Here is an 18,158-nt window from a genome sequence, read left to right on the forward strand (position 1 = left end):
TTGTCCCGTCACTCTAGCGCAGTGACGGGACAAGAGTCCCATCACCTAGGATGGTGACCATGGGCAGATGGGAACCGGGCGCACGCGAACGTCTCGTCATGGCTGCCGTCGACCTGTTCACCGAGCAGGGGTACGACGCCACGACGGTCGCGCAGATCGCCGAGCGCGCAGGAGTCACCAAGAGCACCTTCTTCCGGCACTTCCCGGACAAGCGCGAGCTGCTGGTGGCCGGGCAGGAGACGCTGAGCCGACTGCTCGCCGAGGGGATCGCCGAGGCGCCCGCCGACGCCGCCCCGCTGGAGGCGGTCGCCGCCGGTCTGGAGCGTGCGTCGAGCGCGATGGGCCCCATGAGCCGCGAGCTCGCGCCTCGCCTGAAGGCGGCCGTCGCAGCAAGCACCGAACTCCAGGAGCGTGACGCCCTCAAGAGCGTCAGCCTCGCGGCCGCGATGACGACCGCTCTCATCGCCCGCGGCGTACCCGATCCGACCGCGGCTCTTGCGGGGGAGCTGGGCGTCCTCGCCTTCAAACGGGGGTACGCCCAATGGTCCGAGGGTGACCGTGACGGCAAGGACGAACTCGCCGGGTACACCCTGGCGGCCCTGGACGAGTTGCGTGCGGCGAGCGCCTCGCTGGGCTGACCGGCAATCTCACCCGCCGGGCACGCAACTGCGGTCGGTAGCCAGCTTCGAGAAGCGTCAACAGGCAGAGCCCCAGGTAACATCGCGCCGCAGTTGCCCGTCGACGGGGCCCAGCCGCCAGGACGAGGCGTGACCACCGGTAGTGACCACCGGTAGCGCAGGCCTGCGGCACCACCGCGGCCGTACCCCTGGACCACTCCTGTGCGGGTGACCGCGCCGGCCGGCGTTTCACGATCCGCTTCCGGACGGGCGCGGCGACAACCGGCACCGGTCGCGGGGCATTGCGGCGCGACGTTGCGAAGATCTCCGAAGCCTCCACCGCAGCCCGGTCGATCCACCAGACTTGTCCAGAGGGAGAAGGGACGGCAAGCATGGCAAACAGTGCTCTTCTGGTGATGGACGTGCAACGGGACGTCGTGGCCATCGCCGATGACGGTTCCGGATATCTGCCGCGCTTGCGCAGGGCGATCGACGGTGCCCGGGCTGCGCGTATCACCGTGATCTACGTCGTGCTCGGTTTACGGCCGGGGGATCCGGAGGTCAGCCCCCGCAACAAGGTGATGACGAACGCCGTGCGGGCCGGCCTGTTCACCGAGGGAGCACCCGGCTCTGAGATCCATGACGACGTCGCACCCCGCCAGGGCGACGTGGTGGTGACCAAGAGGCGCGGAAGTGCGTTCTCGGGCAGCGACCTCGACTTGGTACTCAGGGCTCGCGACATCGACAGCCTTGTTCTCACCGGCATCGCCACCAGCGCCGTAGTGCTGTCCACCCTGTGGCACGCCATCGACCTGGACTTCGGCCTCACCGTCCTGGCGGATGCCTGCCTCGACACCGATCCCGAGGTGCACCGGATGCTCACCGAAAAGCTGTTCCCGCAGTGGGCAGATGTCCTCACGGTCGACGACTGGGTCAAAGCCATCGCAGCGCAGTAGCGGAAGACCGCCCGGACTTTCGCGAGTGGGGTGAGCCGGCATCGCTTCGACCGGGCGGGCAGGCCAGCCGACGGCATCCTGCGCTCCTGCCCGGGCCTGGCCCAGACCAAGACCCGGCAGAAGGCGGCCTGTCAGAACCTTGCTGTCGGAGGGCAGGACGAAAGGAGTCAGGGTCGTCTGGTGGGGGCGGGGTGCGGTCAGGATCAGTGCTGGGCGAACTGCACTCGTGTGGGCTGTACGACGTTCGCCCGCACCGCCAGTCCGCTGACGGTCAGTTGTTCACCGTAGATGTCGGTGACTCTGATCGCCTTGCCGCAGCCGTTGCCGTCCTCGGCGATGAAGTAGTTGAAGCTGGTGCGGGGCAACTGGCGCCAGCCGTTTCCGGTGCTGACCTCGAGCCGTGCGACCGGGTTGCGGTGCCCGATGACCTGGATACCGCACCAGTAGGCGCTGGATCCGGTCTTGTACCGGATGGACATGGTGCCGATGGAGCCGGGACTCACCAGGCTCCAAGTGATGGGCAGGCGGCCGACCTTGAGGTCGGCGAGCTTGGCGAAGGCCTGTTGGCTGAGGTCGATCTGCCCGGGTGCGCAGGGCAGAGGGCATTCGTTGGTGATCCGTACGGTGACGGACTTGCCGTTGGCCGCGCGGACGAGCACGTAGGCACCGCAGGCGCGGGAGGTCTCGTAGTCGGTGGTGTTCATCGCCGCGATCATCATGTCCGGGCTGGGACCGAACAGACAGGCCCCGTCCCCGACACCTGCTTCATAGGCGGTCGCGACCCCCTGGTACGAGGTGTTGGGCCGGATCCGACCCGCCGACACAGACGTGGTCGACCCGCGCGAGGACGTCGGGGTGCTCTTCTGTGACGGCTTCGCCGGCTTGGGGGTCACCGAGACCTTCGGCGTGGCGGAGCCGCTCGCACTCAGACTTGCCGACGGGCTCGGCTCTGGGCTCGCAGAGGCCGTCCCAGAAGTCCCGGCTGCCTTCGGCTGGGTGGTGACGAGGGGGGTGGCTGCGGTCGGCCTGCCGTCGCCGTTGTGGCCGGGGAGCAACGCGATGACCAGGAAGGTGAGAACACCCGCAGTGGCCAGCGCCACGGTGGCGCCCAGCACGGTTCTGCGTCTGCGCCTGCGCTGCCGTGCGATCTGCCTCGTTGTCGTCATGACCTGTCCGTTCGGGATCGAGCCGATGGTGCACTGGTCAGTGGCCACCCACCGCGAAAAGGTTGCCGTCTGGTGGATGCTGATCACCCGCATCCTCTGGCTCCTCCTCTGAGGGAGTCTCCTTCGGCGGACAGCACAACCCCTGGGAAGAATCAACTGTCCTCTCTGCGGGCACCAGGTGTCCCAGGAACAGAGGGGCGCAATCGCAGGTGACGCGCCCCACTCCGCGGACAGCGGGTGAGACCCGCAGGCCCGTGCCACGAGGAGGCAGGTGGGATGGCTGTACGTAGCGACGATTCAGACGGCTTCTCAGCGCGCTCCCGCACGCACGGCGAGGATCCCGTCGGGAATCTGCAGCCCGCGGCGGAACGCGTACACGTCGCGCGAGATGTGGTCGAACCGCTGTTGCGCCGCGCCGACTTGTTGGGGCAGCTCCTGCGGATCGGTATTCGCACGTGACCCGGCACGGGCAGAGGTGCAGCCACCTGCTGTGGATGTGCAGGGGCGCGGTGGCCCTGGTCGCCGGTGCCGTCCTTCGGACGGAGGCACCCGGAACATCGCTGCCGTAGCCGGTCAGGCAGAAAGGCCCGTCCGGCCATGACCAGTCCGACGCCCAGCATGCCGCCTCCGATGCCGACGCCCCCGGAAGACAGCCAGCCGACCTCGTGCTCATCGGCCCAGACCCCGGTGCTCGCTGCGACGAGGAAGCCCAGCAGGCACGCGCCGCTGACTAAGGCATACCTCCAACGAGACGGCACCCCATCACCCCTGCACGCGCCCGGGCCACGTGTGTACGGGCGCTCATCTCCCGCTTCGGTGACCGCAGCATCCTGCTCACCGCGGGTCAGGCTCCCGTGGAGTGCACGGCGACGCGGCTGACGTGCAGTGCCGACACTGCTGCTCAGGTATCAGGGCGACGGCAGGACTGGATCGTCAACCAGGCCACCAGCCTCGGGAGGCACTCGGCAGCTCGCCGGAGGCGATATTCACGAGCCGGCTGGCATCCGCCGACGGTCGGCAACCGCGCGATTGCGGCCCAACTGCTCTCGAAACGCTGCCCTGTGTCGTGAACAGAGCCAGTGGCCACCTGCCGTCGGGCTGAGCAGTTGCCACGTGCAGTGGGCTTTCGCCGCGGGCTGAGCGGCTGAGGCGTCGTCAGGAAGCGGGAAGGCAGCGGAGAGACGTTGACAAGTGCCGCCCCTTCCTCCCATCATCATTCCACTAATCGCATAGTGGAATAGTGATGGAAGAGGTGGTGGCCGTGGAGTACCGCATCGACAGGCGGAGCGGGGTCCCCGCCTTCCAGCAGATCGTGCAGCAGACCAAGCAGGCTCTGCGGCTGGGCGTACTGGTGCCGGGCGACCGGCTGCCCACCGCGAAGGAGGTCGCTGAGACGAGCGCGGTCAACCCGAACACCACCCTCAAGGCGTACCGGGAGCTGGAGCGCGAGGGGCTGGTCGAACCGCGGCCTGGCCAGGGCACCTTCGTGCGCCGCGCGCTCGGCCGCCCGGAGACGGGCACCGACTCGCCGCTGTACGGGGAGCTGGTGGCGTGGATGGCGAAGGCGGCCGGGGCTGGTCTGGAGCAGGAGGACGTGGCCGCGCTGGTCGCGTCGGCGCTGGAGAAGCAGTACGCCTCCGGGACCACAGCGGTCACGGGGGCGACGGGAACGAGGAGCACAGGTGAGTGACTACATGTATCCGGGGGAGCCGGCCCTCGAGGCGTACGGGCTGGGGATGCGCTATCGGCGGGGCTGGGCGCTCAAGGACTGCACCTTCCGGCTTCCGGCGGGCAGGATCTGCGGGCTGGTCGGCCCCAACGGGGCGGGAAAGACCACGCTGCTGAACCTCGCGGCGCATGTCCTGAAGCCGACACAGGGTTCGATCAGTCTGTTCGGCGAGGAGCCGGGCTCGGTGGAGTCCGGTCGGCGTACGGCCTTCCTCGCGCAGGAGAAGCCGCTGTTCCGTCGCTTCACCGTGGCGGAGACCCTGCGGCTGGGCCGGGAGCTGAACCCGGGCTGGGACCAGCGTGCCGCCGAGGACATCATCCGCGCGGGCAACGTGCCCTTCGACGCGAAGATCGGCACCCTCTCCGGCGGACAGCGCACCCGCGTCGCCGTCGCCCTCGCCTTCGGCAAGCGCCCCGACCTGCTGCTGCTCGACGAGCCGATGGCGGACCTCGACCCGGTCGTGCGCCACGAACTCATGGGCACCCTCCTCGCCGAGGCCGGCGAGCGCGGCACCACCGTGGTGATGTCCACCCACGTCCTGGCCGAACTGGAGAACGCGTGCGACTTCCTTGTCGTCGTCTCCGGCGGCGGAGTGCGCCTCGCCGGTGACGTGGACGACCTGATGACCGTGCACGCCGTCGTCACCGGGGCCAGGGAGGGCGACAGCCTGCCCGACGGCCTCGGCTACCACACCCTCGTCGAGGCCCGTACCAGCGGACGGCAGTTCACGGCACTCATCCGCCCGGAGGGCCCGGTCACCGGCCCCTGGGAGGTGACCGCCCCGGGCATGGAGGAACTCCTGCTCTCCTATCTCCGCTCACCCGACGCGCCACCACTGATCACCCCCACCGCCCAGGTCCAGGGCCAGGCGATCGGCACCGGGACGGTGGCGGCATGAGCACCTTCACCAACCCCTCGACCAGCGGCAAGAACGGAACGACGAACCGAACGATGAACGGGACATTGAACGGCACCAGGAGCCGACCCAGGCACGGGACCGGAAACGCGACCGCCACGGAGGCCACCCGGCGCCCCCATCTCAGCGGCATGACCTGGCTGGTCTGGCGCCAGCACCGAGCCGCGTTCTGGACCATGATCGCCGCGACTGTGCTCGGCGTGGCCTGGATGATCTACCAGCGTGCCCGGATGATGGACTTCCTCGACGCCTACGGCTTCCCCGCCAAGAGCCTCGATGACGTGGAAAGGCAGTTCGACCCGTACATCGGCGCGTTCAACACCGTCACCACCGGTCTCACGGCGATACCCGTCATGCTCGGTGTCCTCCTCGGCGCCCCCCTGCTCGCCGGCGACCTGGAGAACGGCACGGCCAAGCTGATCGCCGCCCAGTCCGTGAGCCGCAACCGCTGGCTCGCCACGAAACTGGCAATGACCGGGCTGGCGGTCACGGTGGCCACGGTCACGTTGTCGGCTGTGTTCGCCTGGTGGTGGAACCCCATCAAGCTCCCTTACGTGGACATCGACTGGACCACGAGGGAGTTCTTCAACACCACGGGCCCGGCGCCCGTCGCCCTCTCCCTGCTGTCCGTGTTCGGCGGGGTGCTGATCGGTGTGATCCTGCGCCGTACATTGGCGGCCATGGTCGTGACCCTCGGGTTCGCCGTCGCCCTCCAGGCCCTCTGGGGCTACTTCAAGTTGTCGCTCGGTGACATCGTCACAGCCACCAGCAAGCCGGTCAGTCCCGGAACCCTGATCACGTTCCCGCCGGTGCCCCGCACCGCGCACGTGCTCGACGTCTCGTATGTCAGCGGCAGCGGCAAACACTTCGACCTGACCACGTGTACGGCCACGCTGTCAGAGGAGGCGACTGGGCAGTGCATGAAGAAGGCGGACATCGTCGGCGCGTCGATCGACTACCTCCCCATCGCGCAGATGAGCAGTATGCAGTGGCTCGGGGCATCGATCCTGCTCGCCCTGACCGCCGGCATCGTGGTGTTCCTCTTCGTCTGGGGTCGCAAGCGGCTCGTCTGAGTAGCTGTTCGCGCCTCCTGCCCATCTCCACCGCCGCCTTCTTCGCGAGTCGATGCAGCAACTCAACGCCCCCGCGCGGAGCTTCAGTGATCGTCCAGGCGACGCGCCCACGCGCCAAGTGACCGGTGGTATTCGGCTGTGCCCGAAACGCCTGGTGCTGCTCGAGGGATGACACGAACCATGAGGGTGTCGTCAGGAACGACGGTTCCGGCCAGCGCCCAAGGGAGAGAACATGAGTCCATTGCACTCGCGGAAGTCGTTGAGGATGCGCTGTGCCTCGCTCGCACTCGGTCTGGTGGCCGCGTCCGTGTTCACGACGGCCCTGGCCTCGCCGTCGATGGCCGCGCCGGCCCAGACCGCTCCTTCCGCCCAGACGGCGGACGCCAGGACGGAGCGGGAGATCGCGGGCCTGCTTCGGCACAACGAGGGTGCCGAGCGGGTGGCCAAGGACCGGGTACGGCTGGAGCCGGGCGTGGAGATGACCGTTCCGTCGTCCACCCGCGCGGCCGCCGGTCTAGGCGACTGCCGGCCCGGTTACGCCTGCGTGTGGCAGTACAGCAACTACACCGGTTACCGCCTGGACTTCTACTACTACGGCACTTACGACCTCGGCAACTACACCGTGTCCGACGGTTCCAGCTGGAGGGACAAGGTCAGCTCGTTCTACAACAACCAGACCGGAGGCGCTTGGGTGGTGGGCAAGGACTGGATCAGCGAGGGCGGCGGCAGCCAACTGGCATGGATTTTCGGCGGGGCGGCTCCGTACGGCACGGGCCAGCTGGGGGAAGCCGACAACCGAGCCGATGTGATCCAGCTGTATCCGTGACCCAGACGTGAAGGCGCGGCGCGGTACCGACACGGTGCCGCGCCGCGAGGTCGGCGAACCTGCCTCCCTCGCACCACCGGCGAAACGTCATGGTCCGAGGGCGTGGAATGGACCGTCGGCTTCCCGGATCTGAGCGCGACGGAGTTCCCGATGCTCTGGGCCCTGACTCCTTAAGGGGATGCGGTCTTCAACCAGCGGCAGATTCCACTGCTGTTGGCCGAGCTCGACCGGCTTCCCGCTGCCTGCGGTGGCGAATGGGTCGAGCAGGCCCGCGAGTTGTGTCGGTCGTCGAGCGCGGGACGCACCTGTATCTCTGGTTCGTCGGCGACTGACCGCGGTCAGTCTTCCGTCAACGTCCTTGCCTCGCAGGTGTTTGGCCAAGGTGTGTCCGATGCGGGTCACTTCTCTGCGGCCGCCGTGGCTACGCGCGAATCTCCTGGTGGGTCAGCAGGGCGGCGGTCCCCATGGACCGCCGCCCCCGTACGGTTCCGTTCACCAGGTCCCGGTCAGGGCGCCCACGGGGCCTCAACGGTCCAGGTGGTGTCCTCCGTGAACAGGGCCGGGTTGTCCCAGGCGTGCGTGCCGCCCGGGGTGGCGAGCCACAGTTCGGCGTTGTAGTGACGCAGGTACTGCTCCGGGAAGTTGTACGCGGACAGCCGTACGTCGCCGCCCGCGCCTCGGACGGGACAGAAGGTGGCGTCGGCCCGGTACACGTCGCCCGATCCGGCCTCCTTGTAGACGCGGAAGTCGCGGTGACGCAGGTACTGCCCGGGGTAGTTGCGCGACTCGAAGCTGTAGCAGGAAGTGTTGGCCAGGCCGGGGACGACCTTCCAGGTGGCGTCGTTCTTCAGCAGGGCGTCGCTGCCGCTGTTCACGACCTCCGTGAAGACAGCTCCGTCCTTGTGGCGCACGTACCGGTCCGTGTAGCCCGGGGTCGTCACCCGCAGCGACCGGTACTCGTTCACGGGCAGGGTGGGAGGGGCCGTCGTCCCGCGCGAGGCGTTGATCAGGGCCTGGTTGGCGGCTCGCACTCGGGCCTCGTCGACCTTGACCACCTGGCGGTCGTAGGTGAGCAGGCCGTTGACCTCGTTCTCGACGTCCGTGATCTCGGTGTAGACCGAGGCGGACAGGCCGCGCGGCATGCGTACGTCGCGGATCGCGTCGATGAGGCCCACGAACCGGTTGTTCAGGTGGGCCAGGTCGGGCTGGTCCTCGTAGCTGAAGCCGCCGCCGGGGTACCACTCGTGGCCGCTGACCCTGAAGCCCAGTCCGCCGAACTCGCCGAGGACGGCGGCGCGGGTGGAACTGGGCACGGTGGTGCCGGGGCCGACGTACACGTGGTGGTCGACGACGTCACCGTTGCCGCCGTCGACGGCACCGCAGCAGTTCACGCCGCTCATGTTGTCGACGAGGCGCGACGGGTCGTACGCCTTGACCTTGTCGGCGATGCGGGCCTGGTCGTACTGGCCCCAGCCCTCGTTCTGGTTGACCCACATGACCAGCGACGGGGAGCTGCGGTGCTGGTCGATGACGCGGTCGTACTCCGCCTCCCACTGGGTGCGGGCGGCCGCGTCGGGGGTGCGTTGCATGGACGGCATGTCCTGCCAGACCAGCAGGCCGAGCCGGTCGGCCCAGTAGAACCAGCGCTGCGGCTCGACCTTGATGTGCTTGCGGACCATGTTGAAACCGAGGTCCTTGTGCTTTTGCAGGTCGTGGCGCAGGGCGGCGTCGGTGGGCGCGGTGTAGATGCCGTCCGGCCAGTAGCCCTGGTCCAGGGTGCCGGTCTGGAAGACGAACCGGCCGTTGAGGACCGGCCGCAGGAGACCGTCGACCCGGGCGATACCGATGGACCGCATCCCCGTGTAGCTGCCGACCGAGTCGACCGTCGTGCCACCCGACAGCAGCTCGGCCTTCACGTCGTAGAGGAAGGGGTCCTCCGGCGTCCACAAGCGCGCGTTGGGGACGGGCACGGTGAACTCGGTGCCGACAGGGCCGGTGGCGGTGCCGGCCGTCGTGCCGCCGGTGGAGACGGTCACGTGGGCCTGGTGGCCGTTCGTCCCGGTGCCCCGGACGATGACCTTGAGGCGGTTGTTGGTCAGGTCCGGCACCATGTCGAGGCGGGTGATGTGCGCGGGAGCCGTGGGTTCGAGCCACACTGTCTGCCAGATCCCGGACGCGGCCGTGTACTCGATACCGCCGCCGGGGTGCGGGGCGACGTCGCGGATCCGCTGTTTGCCGATCGCCTGGGTGCCGGCCTCGGTGGGATCCCAGACGGAAACCACGATCGTGTTGCTGCCGGCGGCGAGGAGGTCGGTGACGTCGTAGGAGAAGGCGTCGTAGCCGCCGCTGTGGGTGCCACCCGCCTGGCGGCCGTTGACCCACACGGTCGTACGCCAGTCGCTGGCGCCGAAGTTGAGCTGGACGCGCCGGCCGCTCCAGTTCGACGGGACGGTGAAGGTGCGCTTGTACCAGAGCTTGTCGTTCTGGGTGATCTTGCGCTGGATGCCGGAGAGGGCGGATTCCGCGACGAAGGGGACCCGGATCTGTTCGGTGAAGGCGGCCGGCTGTCCGGCGTCGGCCGAAGTGACGGCGAAGTCCCAGATGCCGTTGAGGTTGGCCCAGTCGGGGCGGGTCAGCTGGGGGCGGGGGTACTCAGGGAGCGGGGTGTCGGTGGGGACCTGGTTCGTCCACGGGGTGGTCATGGGGGAGGGCTTGGGCGTCCACGCCTGGGGGGCCGCGGCCGCGGGGCCGGTGGCCGTCAGGGCCGTCCCGACGGCCAGGGCCAGAGCGAGGAGCGCGGTGGTGGCCCACCGCGCTCGTCGTCTGAGATGGCCCAACGGCCCTCTGTCTGCGGGAACTTGACGCATGGTGCCTCCTTGGATCGTGGGGGTGGGGAGACGTACGCGTGCAGGCGGGGCGGCCGGAGGGGAGTCTTCTCCTCGCGCGGGCAACGTTGTCGAGCCCCGCGCAAAGAGGGTTTTACATCGTTGGAAGGGGGCTGTAAATCCCCTGTGCATACGCCTGTGTGCCTCGGGCGAGGGCGGAGGTGTGGGGGAAGCGCTTACCGGTGCTACGCCGTTCTGCCAGGCTCTGCCACCCGCGAGTGCCGAGACGGGCCGGCAGTTTTCGTCGAGCCCGAGCCCGAGCCCGAGGCCACCCCCGTGCGCCAGCCCGAGCGCGAGCGCGACGCGCCGGACACCGGCCGCAGCGCCGCGTCGGAGGCGAGGGGAACAGACTGAGCGGAGGACAGGTCGCGACGAGAGCCTCGGGTGCCGTCCGACCCGCAGGCCGCGGTCCCGTCGTTCAGTCCTGGGCCCGATGTTCCGGAGCCTCGCGTCCGAGGGTGCTCTCCCGCTCGACCAGGCGGTAACCCGCCCAGACGCGTCGGGGTTCGGGTGCCGTGCCGCCCAGCCGGGCCAGCACCGATTCCACGGCAAGCCGGCCGATGGCCTCTTTGTCGGGCGACACGGAGGTGAGCGACACCGCGCCGAAGCGGCCTTCGACCACGTCGTCGAAGCCGACGACCGCGATGTCCTCGGGGACACGCAGTCCGCGCTGGTGCAGGACGCGCATGGCGCCGATGGCCATCGGGTCGTTGTACGCGAAGATCGCGTCGGGGCGCCGGCCGGCATCGAGGATGCGCGTCATGGCCGCCGCCCCGTCGGCATGCCCCCATCCGTCGGTGGCGGCCACCAGCCCATCGTCGGCCGGGAGTCCGGCGGCGGTGAGTTCCTCCCGCCAGCCGCGTACGCGCAGCTGGGCGGGCTCGCTGCGACCGCGACGGGCGCCGACGAACGCCACCTCCCGGCGCCCGAGAGCGATCAGGTGCCGGACGGCGGCGCGGGCTGCGGCGACATTGTCGATGGCGATGTGGTCGTAGGGCAGGTCGTAGTCCCGCTCTCCCAGCAACACCAGTGGAACGCTCTCCGCCCGGTCGCGCAGGTCCTCGGTCTCCAACTCGATGGGACTCAGGATCAGTCCGTCGATGACGCGTGCGCGGAACCCCTGGCTGACCAGCAGTTCTTGCTCACGGCGTCCGCCGGTGTGGTCGAGCAGCACGATGTAGTCATGGGTGGCGGCGGCGTCGATGACGGCGGCGGCGAGTTCGGCGAAGTAGGGGTTGCCCAGTTCCGGCAGGGCCAGCGCGATCATCCCCGTACGGCCCTTGCGCAGGTGCCGGGCGGCCAGGTTGGGACGGTAGCCGAGTGCGTCGATCGACCGCTGGACGCGTTCGCGCATCGCGGGAGTGACGTGCTGGTAGTCGTTGACCACGTTCGAGACGGTCTTGATCGAGACCCCCGCGTGGGCGGCGACGTCCTTGAGGCTGACCCGCACGGCATTCCCTTTCGAGGTGGCCCGGCTCGGGTGGGGTGGGGGTGGTGTCCGTACGACGCGCTTGACGTCTAGTCCCCCCATCGGGCTCGACAATGTTGACCTTTACAAGGTCATACATCCGCCTGCTTCGCACTGACAAGGCGGTGGGCGAGCGTCCCGCACGAGCATCCCATCGCGTATCCGGCAGGTCAGCCACGTTCCTTCACATCGACAGGACGGTCCCTGGGACGAACAGCCCCGATGGTCACGGTACGGACGTCCAGTCCTGGGGCGGCGCCCGGGAGTTCAGTCAGGAGTTCGCTACTCCGGTTCACGCACGCACCACCGATGACGGCCACCGCCTCCTCGACGCGCTCATGGATCCAGGTCTTGATCTGAGCGGCGACCTCCCGCACCGGGAGAGCCCGCACCGGGAGAGCCCGTGCCGGGCCGCGCGGGCCAACGGACAACGGTGTACAAACCGGGGCTCACCGGAAGGCCACACGCCGACAGGCAGGCCGCGGTCACGCTTGCCGCGGAAACAGGCTCCGCATCTCCAGGCGCCGAGGGGTTCCCGGTGCGCACCAGGAACCCCTCGGAGGCCACGGTACGGCTGCCCACCGGGCTCGGTGCATGGCCTGCCATCTGGACCTGGCGGGACGGCGGCGATGAGGTCGACGTCTTTGCGTACCACCCCGACAACCCTGCCCTTCTGGAGCTGACCAACCACGTCCGGCAGAGCCAGAGTTACGTTACGTCCGCCACCAAGCGGTGCGTCGGGGGCCGTGATCGATCTGAGCGTGACCTTCGACAGGCGCAGTGTGGTGTGGCCCCTCGGTGGTGAGCGGATCTTCGCCGACGGACGGAGTGTGGGTTCTGGCTGGCAGACCCACCTCGTCGACAACCTGTCGGTGTGCGGGAGCCGTTGCCATTCCGACCGCAGAGCTGTCCTAAGGTGCGCCGTCTCGTGGAACGGCCCGGCTGAGGAAGCATGACCCGGAGCGCCCCCAGGCGACGGTCACGGGGTGAAGCGGCCAAAGGGCGGGTAGATCACAGCACGGTCGGCGCCGACCGCTCCGAGCCGTAATGACACGGCCACCGGCCGCCGGGTCTACGAGGAGGCGCTCGTACGGTACGGCGGCGACCTGGAGATCTGCCGGGTCCCGCGCGCACAGGGGCACCAGGGCAGCTGCACCACCTTGCCGACGCCGGCCTGGCCGCGCACGGCCACGGCGCCGCGGTGCGCGAGCAGTCGAAACTGGCCGCCGCCGGCGAACTGCCGCCCTGGCTCGGTGACAGGGCCTTTCTGCGAAGCCACCGCTCGGCACTGGTCCGTAAGGACCCTGAGGTGTACGCCGCTCTGTTCCTTGATACGCCAACTGATCTGCCCTGTGTGTGGACGAGTCGGACCTTGGGTCGCAGCACGCGCCCATCGGCTGGTGATCCACGGCATGGGCAGGCAGGCACCGGGATGTGCGGTTCGTCAGACTCGCTCACCCCGTGGAATAGCGGTCCCGCACGTCCTCGCTGTCGTCCGCGTTCGTGTCACCCGTCGAATCCAGGCCGGGCAGCACGAAGTTGACGACGGTGAACTCGTGGCCGCACTGAGGACATGAGTGCTGCGTGCCAAGCGGCGGCAGCGGCGGCAGCGGCGCCGCGGCGGCCGAGTCCGGCGACTGAACTGCCTCGACCGCCTCGAGCAGCGGCACCGTTTCCACCGGGGGCGGTCCAGGAACACTCTGGGTGCGGTGTGTCCGCTCCCAGACCGCCCGGCACGCGGCGGTGCAGAACGGCGGGCCGTTGCATCCGCGGCGGCGGGCCGCCGGGACGAACTCGACGCCGCATGCGGCACAGAGACGGGGTGCGTTGCCCATGGAGAACCTCCCGGGTCGGAGTGGGGGGTCGTCGCGATCCGCTGCTCAGTAGAGCGCGGACAGGGTTACCGGGGCGGAACGCCTGCGGAGCGGCTGAGGGCGTTGGCCATGACGAGTGTCCGGCGCTCGGCGCTGCCCCGTGGCGGGCGATGCGGCCGCGACAGCCCAGGCCCTGCGGTTGTTACCTCGGTGCAACCCCGCCGATGAGAACATCGGGCGCCAGAGGTGGCACTTCGCCACGCAGGCTCCGAGCAAAAGGCGTTTGACCGGCTGTCGGTCTGCGTGTCCGGATCATGGTCCGCAGGGGGAGGGCAATTCAGCTTCGGACCTTCCGTGTGCAGCGCGCGTTCGCCGCTTTATAGTGCCGAGTTGCGTCCCGTTCCCGACCGAGCGGTCGGGCGGTGGGTGAATGGGCAAGGAATGGCCACCGTTAAGGGAGAATGAGCCATTCCGGCTTCCAGGTCGCCGCGTACCAGCGCGTTCATCGGAATTGGCGACCCGTCAGAAATGACGGGCGGCGCGATACGGCCTGTCTTTTGGACTGCGCCCTGCTGTTAGAGTGTTCCCGTCAGGGAAAAAGGACTCTTGTTCGCCTGGAGACTCGTTCGAAAAGCGAGTGTGTCACGGTGCGGCTCCTCGCTGGAGCGGACTCCACAGGTTCCACGAACCGATGTGACTCGGGACCTGACTGCGGCGATGCAGTGGTGACGCGGCCGGACAGTGCCGACACCGAGGACCCGGTCGCCACCAAAGAGCGGGTGATGTTGGTGAAAGCCACCCCGGTCACTTGTGACGAGCGCCGATTGATCGACCAGTGGCAACGGAATCGGCGTGTGCCGAGGTGCGTCGCCCGAAGTTGCGACGCGTGAGGAAGGCGTTGATCGACCGAACGGAGTTGTGGTGCGACGGGGGAGTACGGATGACAGGATCATCGACGTTGACATTCGATCATTATCGACGGAGGGCTCACCGAGAAACGCGGGCGAGGACCCGGACCATGTGATGGCGCTGGCGGAACTGGATGTTCCACTGCCGCCCATCATCGTGCACCGCGCGACGATGCGGGTGCTCGACGGACTGCACCGGCTGCGCGCCGCCCAACTGCGCGGCCTCAGCTCCATCGCGGTGTCCTTCTACGACGGTACCGAGGCGGACGCCTTCGTCCTCGCCGTCGAGTCGAACGTGCGGCACGGACTGCCACTGTCGCTGCCGGACCGCAAACGGGCCGCCGCGCGGATCATCGCCACCCATCCGCAGTGGTCGGACCGGAAGATCGCCTCCGTGACGGGCATCGCCCCCGGCACGGTCGCCGACGTGCGCCGGTCGGCCACGGTCGATGCCCCGGGAGAGGGCGTCGCAAGGATCGGCAGGGACGGGCGGGTGCGGCCCGTCGACATCGCTGAAGGACGCAGGCGGGCGGGGCAGCTCATCACCGAGAACCCGAACCTGTCGCTGCGCCAGATCGCCCGCGCCGCCGGCATCTCGCCGGAGACCGCACGGGACGTACGCAACCGCCTCAGTCGGGGCGAGGAGCCGCTGCTCTCTCCGCGGCCGCGTGGTGTCAGGTCCCGTCCCCGTGAGGAGTTGCTGAAGGTCGTACGGCAGTCCGATCACGGTGAGGACCGGCACGACGCCGCGGCCGGATCCTCCTTCACCGAAGGGCTGTCGGCGGTGAATAGGCTCAAGGCGGACCCCGCCCTGCGGCTCAACGAGACCGGGCGCCAGTTGCTGCGGCTGCTCAGCGTGCACATGCTCCCGCCGGACGAGTGGGAGGGCATCATCGACACCGTCCCCCCTTACTGGGGTGGCACGGTGGCCCATCTCGCCCGCGAGTGCGCCCACATCTGGGAAGAGGTCGCCGCCCGGGTGGAAAAGAACATCGCCCAGGGCAACGAAGCGGCGGCCTCTCCGACCGATACGTCGGCCTGTCCGACCGTGTGAATTCGCCGGCCTGCCCAGCTGCCTCGTCCAACTGTGCGAAGTGAGCGGTTGGACGCCGGTGACGCTGATCCTCTCCGGTGAACGGAAGCCTTCCGGCCGACGGCATTGCATGACGCCGGCGGCCGGAACGGCATCCCGCCGTGCTGTCCGGCGTACGTCCACGACACCCGCGTACATGATGCGCGCGCGGTGCGTCCAAGTGCGGCGGAACTCTCGGATTTCTGTCATGCCCACGTTTATCCAGTGCATTCGTCCCGCTGCCTGAAAACCGGACCACATCACGTCGTTGGCCAAAATTCAGACAGGTATCGTCGCCTCTCGGAACACGGGACCGGAATGTGTCCGAGAGAGTCCCCGCCCTTTCACAGCCGCGGTTTCCCCGAATGCCTACAGCAGGAGGTCCCCGTCGACATGCTGGTCACTCAGACCCCCGGTGGAGTGATGATGAAGGGCGGCGAGGAATCGGAGCCCTCCAAGATCCGGCCGGGAACACCGCGGCGGGTACTCGCCTTTGTCGCAGCACATCGCAGAACGGTGCTCGCCCTCATTCTGGTGACCCTCCTCGATTCCCTCGTCATCGTCGCGACTCCACTGCTGTTGAAGGAGATCGTCGACAGCGGAATCATGAAGGACGACGCCCGGGTCGTGGTCGTCCTCGCGCTCATCGTGGCCGCGCTCGCCGTGTGCGGCTCCGTGACCCAGCTCGCGCAAAGCGCCCTGACCGGCCGTATCGGTCAGGGAGTCAGCTACGACCTGCGGGTCAAGGCGTTCAGCCATGTGCAGCGCATGCCCCTGGCCTTCTTCACCCGCACCCAGACCGGTGCCCTCTCCAGTCGGCTCAACACTGATGTCGTCATGGCCCAGCAGGCATTCACCACCCTGCTCCAGTCGGCGACCGGTGCGGTCACCGTGGCGCTGGTTCTCGCGGAGATGTTCTATCTCTCCTGGCTCGTCACCCTCATAGCCCTCGTCCTGCTGCCGGTGTTCTTCCTGCCCTGGCTTGCCATCGGCCGCCGGCTTCAGGTGCATTCCCGCAAGCAGATGGAATTGCACGCCAACCTGAGCGGAACGATTCACGAGCGTTTCAACGTCCAAGGTGCCATGCTCGCCAAGCTGTTCGGCCGCCCGGCGGAGGAACTGGCGAAGTACCAGGACGAAGCGGAACAGGTCCGCGACGTCGGCGTACGGCTGACCGTCTTCAGCCGTCTTGCGTTCATTCTCATGGCATTGATCACCGCGCTCACCACCGCCCTCGTGTACGGCGTCGGCGGCGGGCTCGTCCTCGACGAGGTGATCGGCCTCGGCACCCTGGTGGCACTCGCCACCTTGCTGGGCCGGCTGTTCGGCCCCATCACCCAGCTCTCCAGCATGCAGGCCAACGCCCTGACGGTGATGGTCAGTTTCGACCGGATCTTCGAACTGCTCGACATCAAGCCGCTCATCCAGGAACGCCCCGACGCCATTGCGCTGCCGGCGCCCAGCGACGACCGGGCACCCGAAATCCGCTTCGAGCAGGTGTCGTTCGCCTACCCCCGCCCCGACGCGGTCTCCCTCGCCTCCCTGGAGAGCCGTCCGGGCCCCGACGACGAGCGCGGCAGGCCGGCGCCGGAGGTCCTGCACGGACTGGACTTCAGCGTCGCACCCGGCACGCTCACCGCACTCGTCGGCCCTTCCGGCGCCGGCAAGACCACCATCACCCATCTGGTGTCCCGCCTGTACGACGTGACCGCGGGCACCGTCCGCATCGACGGCAAGGACGTCCGCGACCTCACCTTCGACTCGCTGCGCGCCACCGTCGGTGTCGTCGCCCAGGACGCGTACCTCTTCCACGACACCATCCGCGCCAACCTCGCCTACGCGCGCCCCGAGGCCTCCGAGGAGGAACTGATCGAGGCGTGCGAGCAGGCCCGCATCTGGGACCTGATCCGCTCCCTGCCCGACGGGCTCGACACGGTCGTCGGAGACCGCGGTTTCCGGCTCTCCGGCGGCGAGAAGCAGCGACTGGCCGTCGCCCGGCTCCTGCTGAAGGCACCGGCGATCGTCGTGCTCGACGAGGCCACCGCCCACCTGGACTCCGACTCGGAGGCCGCCGTCCAACGCGCACTGAAGACGGCCCTGAGCAACCGCACCTCCTTGGTGATCGCACACCGGCTGTCCACCGTCCGCGAGGCCGACCAGATCCTCGTCGTCGAGGACGGCCGGATCCGGGAACGCGGCACGCACGACGAACTCCTGGCCGCCGGAGGTCTCTACACCCACCTCCACGACACCCAGTTCAGCAAGTCCGAGACGCTGCCCCCGCCCCGCAGCAACGGCCACCGCGAACAGGACCCGACCCGGGGCCCGGCCGGCCCGAAGATCCGCACACGCGGCGGCGCAATGGGCGGCGGAATGCCCGGAGGTATGGGTGGTGGAACGCCGGGCGGTATGGGCGGCCCGCGGATGCACGGTGACGGGGCCCTCTGATCAGCACCAGCAGCCCGAGCACAGGTCGTCCGTCGAAAGGGGAGTCATGAACGGCACGTCGGTGGCAGCGCCGGTCTCGGTGTTGGCGTTGTTTCGGGCTCGGGTGGTGTCGGCGCCGGATGCGGTGGCTGTGGTCGAGGGTGAGCGGCGGGTGTCGTATGGGGAGTTGGATCGGCTGTCGGATCGGGTGGCGGCGTATTTGTCGGCGTGTGGGGTGGGTCGGGGTGATCGGGTTGCTGTGCGGTTGGAGCGGTCGGTCGGTTTGATCGGTGTGTTGTTG

At 68.6% G+C, this 18,158-nt stretch carries 15 protein-coding genes and 1 pseudogene; 12 read left to right on the forward strand and 4 right to left on the reverse strand.

Annotation, left to right across the window (positions count from 1 at the left end; translation table 11 throughout):
• The first annotated feature begins 59 nt into the window (after positions 1-59).
• Positions 60-638, forward strand: coding sequence for a TetR/AcrR family transcriptional regulator (locus ACIQJT_RS40135; protein WP_402650429.1), 579 nt, complete (start codon positions 60-62; stop codon positions 636-638).
• Between the two features lie 371 nt (positions 639-1,009).
• Entirely contained in the window at positions 1,010-1,573 is a 564-nt protein-coding gene (locus ACIQJT_RS40140; RefSeq protein WP_365464756.1) for a cysteine hydrolase, read from the forward strand.
• A 203-nt stretch (positions 1,574-1,776) separates the two neighbouring features.
• On the opposite strand, the gene ACIQJT_RS40145 is transcribed toward ACIQJT_RS40140, so the two are convergent.
• Entirely contained in the window at positions 1,777-2,466 is a 690-nt protein-coding gene (locus ACIQJT_RS40145; protein ID WP_402650441.1) for an expansin EXLX1 family cellulose-binding protein, read from the reverse strand.
• Between ACIQJT_RS40145 and ACIQJT_RS40150 the strand changes: the two genes are divergently transcribed.
• The 6 genes from ACIQJT_RS40150 to ACIQJT_RS40175 all read left to right on the forward strand — a co-directional run bounded on the left by ACIQJT_RS40150 (position 2,402) and on the right by ACIQJT_RS40175 (position 7,283).
• Complete coding sequence (locus tag ACIQJT_RS40150; protein WP_402650443.1) at positions 2,402-2,851, forward strand: hypothetical protein; 450 nt, start codon at positions 2,402-2,404, stop codon at positions 2,849-2,851. The genes ACIQJT_RS40145 and ACIQJT_RS40150 overlap by 65 nt on opposite strands.
• Before the next feature lie 164 nt (positions 2,852-3,015).
• Complete coding sequence (locus ACIQJT_RS40155) at positions 3,016-3,198, forward strand: hypothetical protein (protein ID WP_402650430.1); 183 nt, start codon at positions 3,016-3,018, stop codon at positions 3,196-3,198.
• 784 nt (positions 3,199-3,982) lie between these two features.
• On the forward strand, positions 3,983-4,429 hold the full coding sequence (locus ACIQJT_RS40160; RefSeq protein ID WP_402650431.1) for a GntR family transcriptional regulator: 447 nt from the start codon (positions 3,983-3,985) through the stop codon (positions 4,427-4,429).
• Positions 4,430-4,433: 4 nt separating this feature from the next.
• Complete coding sequence (locus tag ACIQJT_RS40165; RefSeq protein ID WP_402650442.1) at positions 4,434-5,366, forward strand: ABC transporter ATP-binding protein; 933 nt, start codon at positions 4,434-4,436, stop codon at positions 5,364-5,366.
• Entirely contained in the window at positions 5,363-6,457 is a 1,095-nt protein-coding gene (locus ACIQJT_RS40170) for an ABC transporter (RefSeq protein WP_402650432.1), read from the forward strand. The genes ACIQJT_RS40165 and ACIQJT_RS40170 overlap by 4 nt, the downstream gene beginning before the upstream one ends.
• 232 nt (positions 6,458-6,689) lie before the next feature.
• The gene (locus tag ACIQJT_RS40175; protein ID WP_402650433.1) at positions 6,690-7,283 is read left to right on the forward strand and encodes a peptidase inhibitor family I36 protein; all 594 of its coding nucleotides are present in this window, start codon (positions 6,690-6,692) and stop codon (positions 7,281-7,283) included.
• Between the two features lie 506 nt (positions 7,284-7,789).
• Here the strand turns inward: ACIQJT_RS40175 and ACIQJT_RS40180 are convergent.
• Together ACIQJT_RS40180 and ACIQJT_RS40185 are read right to left on the reverse strand one after the other, a co-directional pair.
• A complete protein-coding gene (locus ACIQJT_RS40180) occupies positions 7,790-10,150 on the reverse strand; it encodes an AbfB domain-containing protein (RefSeq protein WP_402650434.1) in 2,361 nt (786 codons plus the stop codon).
• A gap of 436 nt (positions 10,151-10,586) precedes the next feature.
• Positions 10,587-11,618 (reverse strand): LacI family DNA-binding transcriptional regulator, encoded by a 1,032-nt coding sequence (locus ACIQJT_RS40185; protein ID WP_402650435.1) that lies wholly within the window; start codon positions 11,616-11,618, stop codon positions 10,587-10,589.
• Between the two features lie 1,091 nt (positions 11,619-12,709).
• Between ACIQJT_RS40185 and ACIQJT_RS40190 the strand changes: the two are divergent.
• Positions 12,710-12,996: pseudogene (locus ACIQJT_RS40190) on the forward strand (cytoplasmic protein); the annotation flags it as partial.
• A 94-nt stretch (positions 12,997-13,090) separates the two neighbouring features.
• Here the strand turns inward: ACIQJT_RS40190 and ACIQJT_RS40195 are convergent.
• A complete protein-coding gene (locus tag ACIQJT_RS40195) occupies positions 13,091-13,471 on the reverse strand; it encodes a hypothetical protein (RefSeq protein WP_402650436.1) in 381 nt (126 codons plus the stop codon).
• 1,002 nt (positions 13,472-14,473) lie between these two features.
• On the opposite strand from ACIQJT_RS40195, the gene ACIQJT_RS40200 reads away from it, so the two are divergent.
• From ACIQJT_RS40200 to ACIQJT_RS40210, 3 genes are all read left to right on the forward strand, one after another.
• Complete coding sequence (locus ACIQJT_RS40200) at positions 14,474-15,412, forward strand: ParB N-terminal domain-containing protein (protein ID WP_402650437.1); 939 nt, start codon at positions 14,474-14,476, stop codon at positions 15,410-15,412.
• 411 nt (positions 15,413-15,823) lie between these two features.
• Entirely contained in the window at positions 15,824-17,878 is a 2,055-nt protein-coding gene (locus ACIQJT_RS40205) for an ABC transporter ATP-binding protein (protein ID WP_402650438.1), read from the forward strand.
• Positions 17,879-17,924: 46 nt separating this feature from the next.
• The coding region (locus ACIQJT_RS40210) for an AMP-binding protein (protein ID WP_402650439.1) at positions 17,925-18,158 on the forward strand (234 nt) is incomplete at its 3' end.

The sequence above is a fragment of the Streptomyces sp. NPDC091972 genome, assembly GCF_044756385.1.
Lineage (GTDB): Bacteria > Actinomycetota > Actinomycetes > Streptomycetales > Streptomycetaceae > Streptomyces.